The 16,420-nt window shown below is 69.3% G+C and carries 17 protein-coding genes; 5 read left to right on the forward strand and 12 right to left on the reverse strand.

Translation table 11 applies throughout. The features are described from left to right. Positions 1-1,050: 1,050 nt before the first annotated feature. On the forward strand, positions 1,051-1,671 hold the full coding sequence (locus ACF08W_RS31235; protein ID WP_392281324.1) for a hypothetical protein: 621 nt from the start codon (positions 1,051-1,053) through the stop codon (positions 1,669-1,671). A 55-nt stretch (positions 1,672-1,726) separates the two neighbouring features. Continuing rightward, positions 1,727-2,146: a helix-turn-helix domain-containing protein gene (locus tag ACF08W_RS31240; RefSeq protein WP_125491271.1), complete on the forward strand. Its 420-nt coding sequence runs from the start codon at positions 1,727-1,729 to the stop codon at positions 2,144-2,146. Between the two features lie 736 nt (positions 2,147-2,882). Here the strand turns inward: ACF08W_RS31240 and ACF08W_RS31245 are convergent. The 3 genes from ACF08W_RS31245 to ACF08W_RS31255 form a co-directional block, all read right to left on the reverse strand. Then, complete coding sequence (locus ACF08W_RS31245) at positions 2,883-3,179, reverse strand: hypothetical protein (protein WP_392281325.1); 297 nt, start codon at positions 3,177-3,179, stop codon at positions 2,883-2,885. 599 nt (positions 3,180-3,778) lie between these two features. Then, on the reverse strand, positions 3,779-4,060 hold the full coding sequence (locus ACF08W_RS31250; RefSeq protein ID WP_392281326.1) for a DUF6953 family protein: 282 nt from the start codon (positions 4,058-4,060) through the stop codon (positions 3,779-3,781). A gap of 88 nt (positions 4,061-4,148) precedes the next feature. Further along, positions 4,149-5,384 carry a hypothetical protein gene (locus tag ACF08W_RS31255; RefSeq protein ID WP_392281327.1) on the reverse strand — a complete coding sequence of 412 codons (1,236 nt, stop codon included), beginning with the start codon at positions 5,382-5,384 and terminating at the stop codon, positions 4,149-4,151. A gap of 231 nt (positions 5,385-5,615) precedes the next feature. Between ACF08W_RS31255 and ACF08W_RS31260 the strand changes: the two genes are divergently transcribed. Together ACF08W_RS31260 and ACF08W_RS31265 are read left to right on the forward strand one after the other, a co-directional pair. Further along, positions 5,616-6,584: a hypothetical protein gene (locus ACF08W_RS31260; protein WP_392281328.1), complete on the forward strand. Its 969-nt coding sequence runs from the start codon at positions 5,616-5,618 to the stop codon at positions 6,582-6,584. Positions 6,585-6,840: 256 nt separating this feature from the next. Then, on the forward strand, positions 6,841-7,416 hold the full coding sequence (locus tag ACF08W_RS31265; RefSeq protein WP_392281329.1) for a hypothetical protein: 576 nt from the start codon (positions 6,841-6,843) through the stop codon (positions 7,414-7,416). 80 nt (positions 7,417-7,496) lie between these two features. Here the strand turns inward: ACF08W_RS31265 and ACF08W_RS31270 are convergent, their stop codons facing one another. The 9 genes from ACF08W_RS31270 to ACF08W_RS31310 form a co-directional block, all read right to left on the reverse strand. Further along, positions 7,497-7,757: a hypothetical protein gene (locus ACF08W_RS31270; RefSeq protein WP_392281330.1), complete on the reverse strand. Its 261-nt coding sequence runs from the start codon at positions 7,755-7,757 to the stop codon at positions 7,497-7,499. Further along, positions 7,754-8,086, reverse strand: coding sequence for a DUF6247 family protein (locus ACF08W_RS31275; RefSeq protein ID WP_392281331.1), 333 nt, complete (start codon positions 8,084-8,086; stop codon positions 7,754-7,756). The genes ACF08W_RS31270 and ACF08W_RS31275 overlap by 4 nt, the downstream gene beginning before the upstream one ends. Position 8,087: 1 nt before the next feature. Then, complete coding sequence (locus ACF08W_RS31280) at positions 8,088-8,828, reverse strand: hypothetical protein (RefSeq protein WP_392281332.1); 741 nt, start codon at positions 8,826-8,828, stop codon at positions 8,088-8,090. Next, entirely contained in the window at positions 8,828-9,907 is a 1,080-nt protein-coding gene (locus ACF08W_RS31285; protein WP_392281333.1) for a hypothetical protein, read from the reverse strand. The genes ACF08W_RS31280 and ACF08W_RS31285 overlap by 1 nt, the downstream gene beginning before the upstream one ends. 14 nt (positions 9,908-9,921) lie before the next feature. Further along, entirely contained in the window at positions 9,922-10,479 is a 558-nt protein-coding gene (tpg, locus tag ACF08W_RS31290; protein ID WP_392281334.1) for a telomere-protecting terminal protein Tpg, read from the reverse strand. Positions 10,480-10,482: 3 nt separating this feature from the next. Then, positions 10,483-10,866 (reverse strand): hypothetical protein, encoded by a 384-nt coding sequence (locus ACF08W_RS31295; protein ID WP_392281335.1) that lies wholly within the window; start codon positions 10,864-10,866, stop codon positions 10,483-10,485. A 48-nt stretch (positions 10,867-10,914) separates the two neighbouring features. Next, positions 10,915-13,047: a telomere-associated protein Tap gene (gene tap / locus ACF08W_RS31300; RefSeq protein ID WP_392281336.1), complete on the reverse strand. Its 2,133-nt coding sequence runs from the start codon at positions 13,045-13,047 to the stop codon at positions 10,915-10,917. A 257-nt stretch (positions 13,048-13,304) separates the two neighbouring features. Then, positions 13,305-13,595, reverse strand: coding sequence for a hypothetical protein (locus ACF08W_RS31305; protein WP_392281337.1), 291 nt, complete (start codon positions 13,593-13,595; stop codon positions 13,305-13,307). A gap of 362 nt (positions 13,596-13,957) precedes the next feature. Further along, a complete protein-coding gene (locus ACF08W_RS31310; RefSeq protein ID WP_392281338.1) occupies positions 13,958-14,155 on the reverse strand; it encodes a hypothetical protein in 198 nt (65 codons plus the stop codon). Positions 14,156-14,281: 126 nt separating this feature from the next. Between ACF08W_RS31310 and ACF08W_RS31315 the strand changes: the two genes are divergently transcribed. Continuing rightward, positions 14,282-16,420 (forward strand): hypothetical protein (locus ACF08W_RS31315; RefSeq protein WP_392281339.1); only part of this gene is annotated, 2,139 nt, incomplete at its 3' end.

The raw sequence follows: 16,420 nt of genomic DNA on the forward strand, positions 1-16,420 counted from the left end.
TTCCGCAAGCGGAATTCTAAAAGCGGGTCAATTCGCGCTTGCGCGAATTGCGAGCACCCGCGCAAGCGCGGGTGCCGAGGCTGGCAGCAAGGGGACGTGCATCACGCTCGCGCCTGTGTAGGGCTTGGGAATCCCAGCCACCACCCCAGAAACGAAAAGTGACGGGCCATCGGCCTGACGGAGTGCCGACCCCACCGCAGTGACGGGTTCCGCTGCGCTCCACCCGAACCCCTCCCCCGCCCTCGAAACCGGCCGCTTACGTTCGCCAATATCCCGCCAGCATACACGCTTAACCCTCCAGGTGGGGCAGAATCTGCCACTGCATCACCCGGGCGAGCGAACCCGCTATCGGAGTGATGCATCATGCTAGCTCACTGTGTAGCGTTTGGGTTCTGGCTGCACCACCTCCAACCCCAGTGAAAAACTGCCGGAAGAATTCGAGATTGTGCGGCCGTTAATTGCTCAGCCACAGAACGGGAGCCCGATATGCGAGCGTTGAAATTCGACGTGCGGAGGTACCGGAGCCGAACGGCCCCCCCGGGGCCGGGCGGCGGAACCGTCCACCGGCACCAGCCACGCTTCCGTGCTTTTGAGCGTCACGGTCGGTACCACCCGAGACTCAGAGCCGCTGCTGCTGTCCACGACCCGCACCGGGCCGCGGTGCCGCACGCGAAGCGAGCTCAGCCACGGGGGCAGACCTTCCCGAGCCGGTGGTAGTCGACGGTGACACGCCCACTGTTGCCAGCTGCTTGCGCCGCGCACTGCGCGGCGTGTCGGCGGGGGTTCGTGTGGCAGCCGGGCTCTAGTGACACATAAGAGTGTTCCGCGCCGAAATCGGCTCTGACCTGCGGTGATGCGAAACCGTTTGTTCTAGGTTTCCAGAACAAACGCGTCCCGGGTGTTCTGGAGATCCAGAACAAACACCCCCCAAAGCTGACGTGGCGTCAGGTGACTGTGAGGCACCGTTTGTTCTGCTCCTCCAGAACAAGCCGGTTTACCTAGTGCTACCGTGCTCCCCGAAACGTTGATCATCTCTGGAGGGCTGTGCTGATGGAACAGCTGCCGATCGTCCGCCCCGGCGAGCGCGTTGTCGCGCGGTCGGACGGCAAGGGCGGCTTGATCCTGGGCGTCGAGAAGATCAAGGGCCGCGAGTTCGCCGCGAGCGCGGAGTGCAGCGGCTACGTGCTGGACGCCCGGCTGCTGATGGACGTGCTCGGCAGTCTTAAGATGCCCGGCTCCTGGTTCCAGGTCTGGTGCAAGCTTGTGGCGCTGCAGAACGCCAACCGCGCCGACGACAACCTTCGGGCCGCCGCCCGCGGCTTCGTGAAGACGAACCAGCGTGACCTCCAGGCCCGGTGCAACCTGTCGGCGGCCTCGGTGAACGAGGCGTCGCAGTTCTTCGCGCACATCGGCTGGATGCGCACCGCCAAGCGCGGGATCCTCCAGCTGAACCCGTGGCTCACGGTGGCCGGCACCTCCGGCGAGCAGGAGAAGTGGCAAGCGCTGTGGAACAGCGCGGAGGGCCCGGCCTGCATCATCCCGCACTCCGACTACCCCACCGAGTGGCGGCAGGCCCGCGAGGCGGAGAAGAAGGCCGCCGAGTCGGCCCGCCGCAAGGAGAAGGTCGTCGCGCTCCGGCAGCGTCGGCCTGTGCGCAAGGCGAGCGCATGACCGCGCGCGGCATATCCTCGATACACGTCAACCGGATCGGAAGTGGTGAGGCTCCGTGAGTAGCTCTTACGTCCCCAGCCCTCCCACCGAGGCACCCGTCACGATCACTCGTGACGTCCTGCGCCTCCTCGCCCTGGTCGACGTCTCCACCGCCGGCCGCCGCGTCCTGGACCAGCTGCTGTACCTCAGCGACCCGGAGACCGGCACCGCCGAGATCAGCCAGAACGAGATGGCACGCGAACTGGGCGCGAGCAAGCCGACCGTAAACCGCGGCTTCAAGGAGCTGCGCGAGTGCGGACTCGCCTGGGGCCTCGAGGACGGCCGCTACCAGCTCCACCCGCTGTTGACCGGCGGCGCGGTCTCCTCCCCCGTCATGGCGGTGCCCGAGATCAAGGCCGCCGACCCCGAGAGCTTCACCGAGCAGCGACGGGCCCGGTTCGCCGCCCAGGTGGCCAATCTCGCCGCCACCGGCTGAACACCCCACCGAGGACCCTGAACGGCCCTCCAGTGGCCTCCTGGCCCCGCGAAGACACACAGGCGCTGCACCTCCGGGTGCGGCGCCTCCTTCATGCCCGCCCGCGATCAAGCCGGTAGCACTACGTAAACCGGCTTGTTCTGGGAGAGCAGAACAAACACCAGCCGCTCCACCTCCCTCGCCCGACCGCGAGCACCGGGCGGTCGGTAGCACCAGGTAAACCGGCTTGTTCTGGAGGAGCAGAACAAACGGCGGCCCCTCGGAGCACGGACGCTGTATGCAGCAGCCGTGCATGGATCTCCTGCCGGACATGGCAGATCTGCGCTGTCATGCAGCCGCAGGGACATGCCCGTGCTCCTGCTGCCTACCTCTGGAGCAGCGGGTATCGGCTGGTAGCAGCAGGGTGCAGCAGCTGGCGGTGCTGCACCGACCGGGGCCGGCCTGCTACCCGAGCGGCACCCGTGTGCCGCCTGGCCCATGCAAATGCTGCGCTGCACCCGCGACACCGCCCTCCTGCACCCCGAGGACCACCACCAGGACCACGAGCAGCACCCTGGCGAGGACCGCTGCTACCCACCGGGTAGCAGCCTGCTGCACACCACGGTGAGCACCACGACCAGGCGCACCGGCATCCCGTCGGCGCAGGCCCTCGGCTCACACCTCACACCCTCATACGCGCCGCGCCCACCTGGGGAAACGGGCTGCGAGTATCCCAGGAGCAGCCGGGATGGCAGGTCTACAGGACGGTGCCGTGCAGGGCGCGGCGGTCGCCGGACATCGCGTAGCGGCGGGCGGCGAGGCCGTGTTTGAGGGGCTCGCCGATCTCCTCACAGAGCAGGGCGAGGACGTCGGCGGCCTCGATGTCGGAGAGGTAGGCCGGCGCGACTTCGAGCATCAGCTCCCCGATCGCGTGGGCGCTGGCGTAGAGGTCAGCCGCGACGGCGCGCAGCGCGGCGACGGCCGGGTCCGCTGGCGGACCGGCGGGCGGTGGAGGCGGTGCGGTGCGGACGTCGCGGACGGCCTGGCGGACCACGGCGCGCCACCGTGGCGGTGTCGAGGGCCTGGAGGCCGCTGTGGGCGAGCGTGGCGAGACGGCGGGTGATCACCCTCCGTGACGTCCTCCGCACGGCTAGAGACGGCGATCAGGGCGCGCTGGGACAGGCCGTAGTCGAGCGCGGCCACGGCGGCCGGGTCGCTGTCTCGCGTGCGAGACGTCTCGGTGCCGGCGGCGACGGCGTCGTGGATCGCGGTGAGGGAGCGGGCGACGTCCCGGAGCCGGTACGCCTGGGCGCGGCTGATGCCGAACTCCGCGGTGCAATACGAATCCCAGCTGCCGTGACCGAGCGGCACCCAGACGCGGGCGGCGTGCGCGTCGCGGACCCCGGGCGGCGAGCACCGCCACGGAGCGCCGAACGTCGTCCATCGCCTCACGCAGCCCCTCCGTCATCTCCCGGGCGCGGGCCGCAGTGAGCGGCGGCCGCGCCGGTTCGACGCCGTGCTCCTGGTCCTCGTGCTGCTCGCCCACGACTCCATCGTCCTCCGCGCCGGCGGCCCAATCCAGGGAGAACGCTGCTTCGGGGCCTTCGCCGTCCATGTGGAACAGAGCTGTCGACGGCTCAGGCCCCGGTTGGGTCAGTCGGCCCGCCGCTTGCCCGCCGGGTCGTGGGGGCTGCGCAAGCTCCACCCCTTCCACCCATTGTTCCAGACCACGGTGTCCCCGCTGATCTCCTTGAACGCCTTCAAGACCGTCTTATGGATGGCCGGGTTGCCGTTGTCGTTGGTGTAGGTCAGGCCGTCGTCGAAGTTCTTGGCGATGTGGTCAACCGCATCGCTCTGGTAGAGCTCGTGAGCACGGGACTCGTTGATCTGCTGGAGCATCCAGGCTGCCGCGGCCTGAGCATCAGTAGCACTCATGTTGTGACCCTACATTCGTTCACAGCAAGCGAGTTGGGCTCTGCGCGAGCTCCGTCTCATAGCCTCACACCCTCACAGCTCACCCCGTCTACCTGGGGAAACGGGGTGTGAGACTCACAATCTCCGCGTCGTCGGGCAGGTCCAGGCGCTGGCGCGGCCGGGGCAGCAACACGTCCGGGCCGCCAGGCAGCAGGCCCCTGTTGCGTAGGGACTTGACGCGGCCGCGGCACCAGGAGGAACAGAACTCCCGGGGCCGGCGCCCCGACGCGGAGCAGGGTTGGATGCAGACCAGGCACTGACCGGGCGCCGCGACGGGCGCCAGACGCTTGAGAAGGTCGCGGACCCGGTCTTCCTCATCCTGCTCGTACGGTTCGACGTCAGCCGTGCAGCCTTCGAGCAGCTCGGTGAACGCGGCCCGGAAGGCGGGGATCTCGCGGCGGCAGGCTCCGAGCAGGTCCAGGTACTCCTCCACCGGCCAGCTGGCCAGCGTGCCGGAGCGTGAGAGGTACAAGCCGAGGGTGTCGATCCGGTACCGGTCGTCCGTGTCGAGCAGCAGGTAGCCGGTCAGCTGCCACGCTTCAGCTTGGCGCAGGGTGCGGGTGTACCGGGTGCTCTTGAAGTCGAGCAGCAGTCCGTCGACGGCCAGGTCGGCGTCCGCGGCGATGCGGTCGGTCGGAAAAGTGGGCGCTGGCGTGCAGTCCTCCGGCCGTGTGCGGGTCCGCAGGTCGTTCAGTGGGCCATCTGCGGCCTTGTAGAGCTGGGCGACGACGTCGGCCACCATGTCGCGGTGCGGCAACTGGAGCAGCCGGTCCAGGGTGAATGCACCGGGATCTTCTCCGGCGGCAACGGCCAGCGGGGTGAAGGCGAACCCGATCGAAGTGCGGTAGTTGACCTGGTACCAGGCTGCGGCGATCAGCAGGCGGGCCAGGTCCTCCTCCTCATCATGGGCGCGCTCCATCGGGAGCTCTCGGTTGTCGAGCTGCAGATGCATGACCGTCTCCTGAAGGCGCTCCATGAGCTCTTCGCCCACCTCCCGCATCCGCTGCCGGGCGTCGGATTCGTAGGAGCCGGTGAGCAGGATGCTGAGGCGGGCGACGTGGTCCACTGGTTCGGCGGTGGTGAATGCCAGCCGGAGCCGGTAGTCAATCGCGGTGCCGACGTTCCCGGCCTCCGTGCCGACGCCCGGCCTCGGCATCAGGACCTGGCTGCTGCGGTCCCGAGCCCGGAAGCTCTTACGCAGCGGGTGGGCACCGGCCGTCAGCTCACGGTCCAAGAACCGGCGCAGCGGGGTGCGTGGACAGTGAATCCCGGAAGTCAGGCTCATCAAGTCACCGCCTTGGGCAACAGGCGCCACCAGGGCGCGGGTGAGTCGCGATGAACCGGGACGGTACGCAGCAGGACTGACAAACCGTCACCCGTAAGGATTAGCCGACAAGCCCGGCAAGTAAGCGGATCACCCGATCGCATGATCAGGGCGGGGGTGGGGGCTGCTGAAGGACGGGCTTCGCCCTGAAAATGCACCCGCGCTGCCAGTGGCTGTCGGTACCGTCCGGTCATGGAATCGCCGGTCACGTTCGATCGTCTCTATGAAGGTGCCAAGCGCTTCGCGCGCCTGGCCATGGAGGCCCACGCCGAAGAGGACCAGGAGGTCTTCTTGTTACACGCCGGCGTCAGCGTCGAGCGCCTGGCGAAGGCGGCACTGGTCCTTGTCCATCCCACCTTGCTCACCGAGGTGAACGGCAAGGACGACATGCTGCTGCACTTCGCGGGAGCGGTGTCCGAACCGCCGGCCCGGCTCAGGACCATCGGCGCGGCGACAGCAATCGGTCGGCTGCGGAAGATGGACGTCCTCCCGCAGAAGCCCAAAAGTGAGGCTGCTGACCTCGACGGACTGATCGAGCTGCGCAACGGTGTCGCTCACCTCGGTGCAGAGGACGTGGAGGACTACCTGGGAGTCTTCACGGCGACCGTGGACAAGCTCTTGCAGCATGTGAGGCGGGACCGCGGAGCCTTTTGGGAGTCGTGGTCGGATACGGTCCAGGTAATCCTCGACGACAGGGCCGACCGCTTGCAGAAGGCCGTCCGGCTGAGGATGGACCAGGCCCGGCACCGGTTCCGGACACGCTTCGCCGACCTTCCGGACGGAGCGGTCGAGGGCGCCGCGCAGGCGGTGAGCGAGCGCGGGCTGATAGTGGTCGAGGTCGGTCCAGGAAAGGCGCTGTTCCAGACGCTGAGCCAGTGCCCCGCCTGCGACCGGGAAGCCGCCGCTCTGTTCCTGGCCGTCGACGAGGACTCCCCGCTGTTCGACATGGAACTGACGGCCGAAGGTCTCTTGTGCGGGCTGTGCGGGTTCCACCTCGCCAGCACGGATGAGGTCGAGGCCGCCGGCCTGCCAACCGTTGTCCGCTACTCAGTGGAGGACCTGACGCGCATCGTCGCCGAAGGCCCGGACCCGGCAGAACGCCTTGCCACGCTCAAGCTCGCCCTGCCGACTGCGCGAACTCACGCCCACGACAGCTGGTAGACGCCTGCTCACAGTCCTTCGGGATTGGCAGGCGGTAGGGGCGGTGCGATGTCGAGGACGGCCTGGGGACCTGCCACGCCGTCGCAGATACGGCCGAAGAGGGCGATCAGGGCGCCTGGGACAGGACGTAGTCGAGGTTACGAGCATTTTCCGGACGTTGTCCGCGCAGCCCAGCGAATCACTGCCCAGTTGGGCAGAATTGGCAGGCAAAGAGAGCCGCCTCTGTGCGTGAACCGGCTTTGACCTGGGGGAACTTGTGATCGTTCGGCGCTTCCTTGACGACGATGGTGAGCTGGCCCAGCACCTCGTCAAGCAGTTCAACACTCCACTGGACTGGCCAGAGGACGGAGGGCTGAACACGGGGCACGTCGCGAAGATTGCTTCTGTGGCAGCCTGCGACGTCTCGTACAACCAGGCAGCCAACGGTCATCTGGCCGACCTCTTCGCCGCCCTCCCTCTACCGGGCACGTCCAAAGGCGATGAATTCTGGGGCGCGCTGGAGGATGCAGGAGGCGCTGCCGCTCTGTACATCGACCCCGGCAACATGGGCGGTCCGTCCTTCGATCGCCTGGCCAGGGAGAACGGAGCGGGCATTGCCGACCGGGTGCTCAGCTTCCTGGCAGAGCTTGACAACCAGCAGCGCGACGCCGTGACCAAGGTGATCGGCGACGCACTGGCCCATGACACGCTCATCGCAGGTGGGCGCTACCTCGGGCAGTTGTGGCTACGTGACGTCGAGACCACTGCCTGGCATGTGCTGCTCGCTAAGCGCCGGCTGCACGAGACAGAGGACGACCGTAAGCGATTCTTCGAGGCGTGGGGCAACGCCTGAGCGGTACGGCGGTGACTACGCTGCGAAGCGGCTTGACCCCGGCAGCTGCAATGCCGGGGTCAAGCCGTTTCACGAGGTGGCTACCCGATCCAGATGATGTCCAGGACGGACAGGTGCCGGGTGAGCCGGTTGATCACGTAGACGACGGACAGCTGTCCGACGGAGGCGGCGCGGACGTCCTCGCCTTCGGGGTCGCCGGCGTTCCACTGGGGCCAGCCCCACGGGGAGCGCATCGCGATGTCCAGGACGTCGCGGACCATCTCCGTCGCGTGCTCGGGGAGCTCGGTGAGCGTCTTCACGGCCTGCGGGGACAGACGCACCGCCCACGGCTGGTCGGTCACCGGCGCCCACCAAGGACATCAGCCAGGTCCACGAAGCCGGTCTCATCCCGGTCGGAGTCCATGTACGCGTCGACGGCCGGGGCCGCGGCGAGACGGATCTGCCAGGTACGCACGACGTCGTGCAAGGGCGTGAGGCTGTAGCTGTGACGGGAGTCTTCCAGGGCCTTGGCCCAGTCCCGCTCGAAGGCCGGCACCCAGCTGTCGGCGCGGCGATCGTCGCGCAGCTGGGCGAGCAGCTGCGCGGCGGCGGTCGGGGCGGGTGCTGGCGGGGGAACGGCCGTGTAGTCGGGCTGGGCGGTCATTGCTTCCTCCAGAAGTCCTGCTGCCAAGCTAGCGTCTGCGTCGCCACCAGGGGCTTGCTGGTGGCGTAGCTGTTACAGCGGCTGTTGCCCCGGTCTCCGCATAGGCCACGGGGGCTGTGAGCGTCACGGGTGAGTGGTCGCCAGTGATGATGTTGATGCTTTGGACAGCATGGTGAACTTGCTCGGGGGTGGGCGCATGGGATCCGGCGGGCATGGCTGAGCGGAGTTCGGCCACGAACTGGGTGAGGCGGGTGCGGACTTGGTCGACGATGTCGTGGAGAGCAGACACGGAGACGGACCAATAGAGCGCCTCGATACTGATGCCACGCTCACGGTACTTCGCGCTCATGAGCACCCGGAGTTCCGCACCGCCAGGCAGGTCGATCTTCAGGTGCTCGCCGGTGGGTGTCCGCGAGATCAGGTTCTCCAGGTACCCGACCCCCCAGGGAATGGGCACCTCCTCCTTGATTACGTCTCTGGCTGTCTCGGGCAGGTGGAGAACGCTGATGCGCTCCCCCTTCCTCTGCCAGGCCGGAGATATGGAGTCAGCCTGGATCGGTGCTGGCACGCGCCGGTAGTCCGGAATCTCCGCGTCAGTACGGGCATACCCGTTCAGCTCACTGAGCGCCCACTGCCGTAGCGGATGAGACGATGCGTGACCGCCGATGATGAGCGCATGGCGCAGCAAGCCAGCGAGTGGCGCCGTGTCATCCAGGACGCCCTTCTCCAGCTGGTCCAGCGGCTGGTGGCCGCGGCGGAGCCGCCCCATCACTTGATCAGCGCGAAGTACGCGATCACGGCAGCGACCACAGCAGCGATGGCGGAGACAGCGGTCCAGAACACGTTGCTGCGGAACCAGGGGCCGTCGGTGGTGTCAGACGAGTCCGGGACAGCCCCGGCATTGGCGGTCGCACCGTGCGAGGCCTGCGCATAGGGCGCGTGCATGGTGATCGGCGAGTTGTCGCCGGCCGTGATCTGGAAGGACTGTCCCGCCGGCGCCTGCGGGTCCGGTTCTGGTGACTGGCTGCTCATGGCATTCATCAGTTTCTTGTAGGCGCCGAGGACGGCCTCGCGCGCTTGGGAGAGAGCTTGCAGGGTCTCGTAGTAGCGGGTGGGGTCGGTGCGTTTCCACTCGGGCGGAACTTCGGTGTACGAGAGGGTGTCCGAGTCTTCAGGGGGGAAGGTACCGCCGAACTCGTTGGCCAGGTGGCCGAGTGCATCAACAAGATCCTGGTGCAGCCTCGCCAGGCCGGGATCGGTGAAGTCGACGATGTCCCGCTGCAAGGCCTCGTGGGCGTCGTCCACGCCTGCCGCCACCCAGTCAGGAACGCGGCGCAGCGGCTGCCCCGACAGCAGGAACCTCATCCACGGGACATCCGGTGGAATCACGCGTGCCACCCGCGTCATCTTGTCCCGGTCGGGTCCCCCCATGGAGACCGTCTGCCTTCCGACAGCCCGGCTGAACACTTCAAGAGCCGAGTCGACGCGCCCGCTGTGGTCGGCGAACGCCTCGCTGTCGAAGTCGCACAGACGACCGCCACTGCCGGAACTGCGCAGATGCAGCTCGAACTGTGCGTCCGCTGCTGCTCGTATCGCCTCGTACAGGTCCGCGGCAGCCGAGATCACTCGGGGGGCGGCGAGCATCTGCAGCTCCCGAAGCTGGTTGAGCAGATTCGGGACGCCGGCCTCCACTACGGCCACGGCCGCAGGAACCCGAGCGCCGAGCGACTCGACTGGTGGTGCGATCCAGCTTCGAAAGAGGCCTACCTGAAGAGCTTGGGCGGCCCGGAAGTAGGAACGGCAGACGTTCAGGACCTCGCCCCTCCCGTCGTCCAGGTAATGCGCCACAGAATGGCTCCGGATTAGTAGTCGAGGTCCAGGTAGTCGATGTCGTTGATTTCCACGTCGGACAGTCCCATAGCGCGACCGCCGCCGTCCTGGAAATAGATCTCCTTGAATCCTTCGGCGATGATTCCGCGCATCTGCTGGTCGCTGGCCCCGGCGTCGCGGGCGTCGAAGAGGCGCTGTGCGTACTCCGGTGGAAGGTGCACGGTGAGTCGCCGGAACCGTCCGTCGTCGGTGGTGCCGACCGGCGCGGTGTAGCCGAACCTGGCCCGGGTCTCCACCGTGATCCCGCCCGTGGTGGTGGCCTGGCGCTGCCGGCGCTTGCGCACCAGCGGCTGCCAGCGGGCCCGCACCGCGTCATCGATCTTTGCGGCGACGTCGGCACGGGCATGCTTGCGGGCGCCGCGTCGGTAGCGGTTGACGGAGTCGGCGGTGACGCCGATTTCCTGGGCGACGGCCTTCGCGCTGCCGAGCTGCCGGATCAGGTAGCCGATCTGGCCCTTAAGAGTCTTGGGCGGCTCCTTGGTGAACGCCTCGCGGTCGGCACGCTCGATCGCGTCCTCGATCTCGTTCACGGCTCACCTCCCGTCGTAGTCGGCATCACGGTGGAACCAGTCGCGAACGAGGCGGGCGTCTTTGGCCGCGTCGAGGTTCACGGCCAAGCGCTCGGCAACCCCGTCGCTCTCGGGCTGGAGATAGCCCAGCGTGCGCAGTTCCGCGACGGCCTTGCGGAACGCCTCTCGGCCTTCGGCAGCCAGCCGCTCCTCGCGGGTCAGCGACGACAATTGGTGCATCAGGGGCCGGTCGTCGTCGGTGTATCCGGTGGCGAGTTCGGCCAGGACACCGCGGGCGCGCCAGGTCAGGCGCATGTCGCGCATCGCCCGGGCGAACAGGATCGGGTCGTGGCCCGGCGGCCGGGTAGGCAGTGCCCAGCGAGGGCGGATGCTGTTGGTGGAGGTCATCGGTGCGGTCCTTCGCGTGGAGGTCGGTAGGGCAGGTGAGGGGGGAAGTTACTCGCCGTCCTCGAGGACGGCGTCGCCGCCCTTGATGTGGCGGGCCGGGTTGAGGCCCTTCTCCATCAGCTCCACCGCCCACAGCATCGGCTGGACGCCCTCCAGCTTCGCCAGGCCGGGCGTGGGCCCGAGGCGGAAGCCGCCCGGCTGCGGCTTGCCGGACGCCGCGTAGGGGAGGAAGTCCAGCGGACTCGCGCCCGGCGAGGGGTAGACGACGCAGTCGGACAGGACGGCGAGCGGGAACAGCCCGGTCATCTTCGCCATGTTGTTGAGCTTGCGGTGCATGTTGACCCGGGCCTTGCTGATGACGGCGGCCCGGATGTCGGGGCGCCAGGTCGGCCGCTCAAGGGCCGGCCACCGTTCGCCCTCCTTGTAGTGGCGGCCCTGCGGGCGCTCGCGGAGCTTGCCGACGCCGCCCTTCACCGTCGCCTTGATGGCCGCGAGGACGGCGGCCAGGGCCGGGTCGACCTGCTTGTGCTGCTCCATCGCGGCAAGGAACTGGCGGTCGTCCAGGTCCTTGGTGACGCCGAGGTCGGCGAGGGTGTCGACGTACGCGTTCTTGAGGCGGTCGTGCCACGGGTCTAGGTACGCGCCGGTCTCGCGGCGCAGGTACGCCTCGATCGGGTGGACGTCGTAGCCGAGCTCCTGGGCGTAGGCGACGGTGTGCGTCTGGTACCAGGCCGGGCCCGTCGGACGGGAGCCGTCCGGCGTGAACGGCGAGGGCAGGCGCGGGTCCAGCTCGATGTGGGACAGGTCGACCAGCCAGCTCCCGGGGATCTTCGGGTTGAACTTCGGGGCGTGGAAGTGGTCCGGAGCGCTGAGGCCGACGACCAGGCGGGACGCGGCGGCGAGGAAGGCGGTGTTGAGGTCCAGGCCGACCGCGAAGGGCATCATGCACTCCTCATCGCTGAGCGAGTCCACTGACCGCACCCACTGGTACGCCTCCTCATTGAGGAACCCGCCCGTCCAGCCGGACTGAACGACGACCGGGTGCTCCGGGGTGGCCTCCGGCGGCGCCGGGTCCATCGGCTCCGTCCCCAGCGACCCAGGGTTGTAGGCGGAGATCCAGTTGCCGGTTTCCTCATCGCGCTCCGGTTTCGTCGGCGGGCGCAGCGCCGTCATCAGCTCCAGCCCCGAGACGGCCGTCGAGCCGCGCGGGGTGATGACCCGCTGGGCGTACACGCCGAGGACGCGGGCGATGTCGGCCGGCTCCATGTCCGAGACGCCGGGCCAGGACCGCTCATCGAGGGCGTCCCACGACAGGATCGCCAGCTGCACGCACTGCCTCTCGCGGCCCTGTGCCTTGCGGTAGATCCGCGCCCACGGGCCGAACCCGCGCTGAGTGAGCTGCCACTTGGCCTTCGTCACCTGCTTGACGACCGGGTGGTCCTCCGGCAGGCGCAGGGAGCGGCGCTGCTCGTGGCCCTCCAGGCGCCCGGGCAGCCCGAGCTTCACGGCGGCCGCGGCGGTGAGAACGATCAGCGGGTCGGAGTCCTTGCCGTAGCGGTTGAGCTTCGGTGCACCGAGGCCAGACTCGCGCAGCGTCCACTCCACCAGCTCCGGGATGGTGGTCGCCGGGCAGTCCAGCACGATCCCGTCGACGCCGTACGCGGAGCCGTCGCCGTCCAGCACGGCGAGCGGGCCGTGCGGGAAGCGCGGGTCGACAGCAGGCTTCGTCGCCTTCTTCGCCGCCGGGCGCCGCGACGTCGCCGGGCGTCCGGCCGGACGGGCGGGGCGCTCCGGGGCGGCGGGACCTTCCACCGGCGCCGGGGCCGTCGCCTCGGGCGCGGCCGGGCCCGTGAACGTCTCCGGCGTCACCGGCTGCGGCGCGGCGGCAGGAGCCACGGGGGCGGCAGGCGCAGGCGCGGCGGGGGTGCCGTGGGCGGGGTACTTCGCCGCCCACCCCTTCAGTAGCCGCTGGTACGCCTCCAGGCGCGGCGACTTCGGCTCGGAGCGGCCGTTCTCGTAGTTCTTGACCGTCTGCGTCGTGGTCTTCAGCGCGGCCGCGAGGCGGGCCTGGGTGATGCCGGCGGCCTCGCGGAGTCGGGCGCGTTCTGCCGGGGGCGGGAGCTGCGGCTCCTCCTCCAGTAGCGCGTCGATGTTCGCGAACAGCTCTTCCTCGGATGCCATGCGTGGATCTCCTCTCGTACCCCCACCCTAGCAGCATTTACCCTAATCTTTAACCTACTTCTTTAACCCTATCCGAGTAACTTTCCGTGCCGGGGTGGACGACCAGCGCAGGCCCTGGCTCACAGCTGACAGACTCGGCGTGTGGCGCCCTCACCTGGGGAAACGCGGTGTGAGGCTCATAGATGACGGGTGTCGTCTGCCACGGAGAGGGCAGTGGAGTCTGCCACTGGATGTCAGTGGTTCTGCCATGAGGCGTGTCAGTAGGTGCTGGCGTCGTCGGCGTCGGTGAGGCGGAGGCTGTACCGGACGTCGTCGGCCAGGACGGCGGTGCCGTCGTCGGCGCGGACCAGGAGGCCGGCGTCGATCAGCCCGGCGACGGTGGCCGCGGTCGGCTCCTCGGGGTCGGTGGAGACGGAGCCCTCGTAGGACGCCTGGAACAGCACGGCCGCGTCCTGGTTGCTGAGGACGTCGCGGTGGAGCGGCCGGTGGTGCGGGTCCGTCGGGTGGCGCCAGGGCTCGGTGTGGTTGGCGGGGTGGAGCCAGTTCATCTGCCGGTCGGTGAGGACGTCCAGGCGCGGGGTGAGGGTGAAATGGGCGGGGGCCGTGCGGCGCAGGGCGTACGGGCCGGCGAGGTGGGGGTAGGCCCAGGCGCGTTCGATGGCGTCGCTGACGCGGTCGAGGTCCCAGCCGAGGGATTCGGCGAGGAAGTCGGCGGTGAGCGGCCGACCGGCGTGGGCGAGCGCGTTGAGGAGGGTGACGGCGTCCGTGTCGGTGCCGGGGGCGGGTTCGGTCGGGAACTGGGCGTCGAAGTAGCGGGGGTGGTGGTAGACCTCGCCGGCGTACGGGGTGAGGTCGCTGGGGTGGAGGTCGAGGCGGCGGGCGGCGGCCTCTTCCGGAGATGGGCGCCCGGTCAGGCAAGGAGAGTGGCCAGGGCGGCGGTGATGGCGGCGGCAAGGGTGAGGACGCCGGTGAAGGTGAGGGCGGCGCGGGTGAGGGCGGTGGGATAGGTGGCGCCGTCCAGGCGGGCGAGCTTGCCCGCGCCGGCGGCGGCCAGGACCGCGACGACGGTCACGACGGCGATGGTGAGAAGGACGACGGCGATGGACATGACTGACTCCCGCAGAGATAGAGGGTGCTGACGTGACCGAAGGTCGTGGAACCGGTGTTCGCCGTGGTTCACCCGGCGGAAGATGAACACCGGCGAACACATCACGGACCCGGGGGCGACAGCGAGATGCACGACGAACCGAACGGCAACGCAGCGCTGGCCGAGCTGCGGAAGCGGCTGGACAACGGGCTGGCCCATATGCGGCTGGACAAGACCGCGCTGGCGGGGCGGGCGGGCCTGGGACGTACGACGGTCTCGGAGGCGTTCCGGGCGGGTGGGCCGGTGCCCTCCGGCGGGACCATCCAGGCCCTGGCCACGGCCCTCCGGTTGCCCGCCGACGAACTGCTGGAGCTGCGGCGTGCGGCGACCGGGGCCAGCGCCGTCGAGGCGCCGGGGCCGGGGCGCCCGGTCGGGGAGTGTGAGCCGCACGACCTGGAGGTCCATCCGGCCGGATACGGCGCTTCCGCCCCTGTCAGCACCGGAGTGCGGGTGCTGCCCGGGTACGTACGGCGCGCACACGACGGGGTGCTGGCGACTGCGGTACGGGAGGCCGCAGCGGGCCGGAGCGGGATCGTGATTCTGGTGGGCACCTCGTCGACGGGGAAGACGCGGGCGTGCTGGGAGGCCGTGCAGCCCCTTGCCGAACATGGGTGGCGGCTGTGGCATCCCTTCGATCCGACCCGTGCCGAGGAGGCCCTGGAAAATCTGCACCGGGTGGGGCCGCGGACGGTGGTTTGGCTGAACGAGGCCCAGCACTACCTCGGCCACCCGCGCGCCGGGGAGCGGATCGCGGCCGCCGTCCACAGCCTTCTGACCGGGACGGGCCGGGGGCCGGTGCTGGTGCTGGGCACACTGTGGCCCGAGTACGCCGCCCGGTACACGGCATTGCCCGCGCCGGGCCGGGACGATCCCCACAGCCGGGTGCGGGAACTGCTTGCCGGCCGCATCCTGACCGTTCCCGACGCCTTCGACGCCCCGGCCCTCGCCACAGCCGAAACCCTGGCCCAGGAAGGGGACTGTCTGCTGGCCGAGGCTCTGGAGCGGGGCCGGGCCGATGGCCGGGTGACCCAGGACCTCGCTGGAGCGCCCGAACTCCTCAACCGCTACCGGCACGCCACCCCGCCGGCCCTGGCCCTCCTCGAAGCCGCGATGGACGCCCGCCGCCTCGGAGTCGGTCCCCACATCCCCCAGTCCTTCCTCACCGACGCCGCCGCCGACTACCTCACCGACACCGAACGCGACCACCGCACCGACGACTGGGCGGAACAGGCCTTCGCCCACCTCGCCGAACCCGTCCACGGCAAACAAGCACCCCTGCGCCGTGCCGACCCACGCCCCCAGCGCCATCCACCCGGTCCTCCGTCACTCGCTGAGAAGACCCCCGCACAGCCCGCGGGACCGGTGTTCCGGCTCGCCGACTACCTCGAACAGCACGGCCGCACCACCCGCCAATACCTCTGCCCACCCGCCTCCTTCTGGCACGCCGCCCATACCCACATCGCCGACGGCGACGACCTCAACAATCTTGCCGAGGCCGCCGAACACCGGCACCGCCTTCAGTGGGCCCACCACCTCCGCCAACGGGCCGCTGAGCAGGGCAACATCGACGCGCTCCTCCGCCTGGCCGAGACGCGGGAGCCAGCCTGGGACCGGGAGGGAGCCGGAAAGCTGACGCGCAGAGCCGCCGACCAGGCCACCACTGACATGCTCCTCCGCCTGTCCGGGGCGCGGGAGCGGGCCGGGGACCGGGAGGGAGCCGAAACCCTGGCCCACGAAGCCGCCGACCACGGCATCGCCTTCGCGCTCTTCCGCCTGGCCCGGCTGCGGGATCGGAAGGCTGCCAAGATGCTGGCGCGTGAAGCCGCCGTCCGCTGCACCACCTTCGTGCTCGCCCGCGTGGCCGGGATGCGGGAGCGGGCCGGGGACCAGGAAGGAGCCGAGAGGCTGGCCCGCGAAGCCGCCGACCGCGGCGACACCCACGCGCTCGTCGACTTGGCCTGGGGCCGGGAGTGGGCCGGGGACCGGGAGGCAGCCGAGAGGCTAGCCTATGAGGCCGCCGACCACGGCCACCCCCTGGCGTCTGCCCTGTTGGTCGAGATGCGGGAAGAGGCCGGGGACCAGGAAGACGCCGAGAGGCTGGCCCGCGAAGTTGCCGACCACGGCGGCCCCTACGCGCTCGCCCTGTTGGCCAGGATGCGGGGAGAGGCCGGGGACCAGGAGGATGCCGAGAGGCTGGCCCGCGAAGCCGCCGACCGCGGCAACATC

The organism is Streptomyces sp. NPDC015144 (assembly GCF_043079735.1).
Taxonomy (GTDB): Bacteria; Actinomycetota; Actinomycetes; order Streptomycetales; family Streptomycetaceae; genus Streptomyces.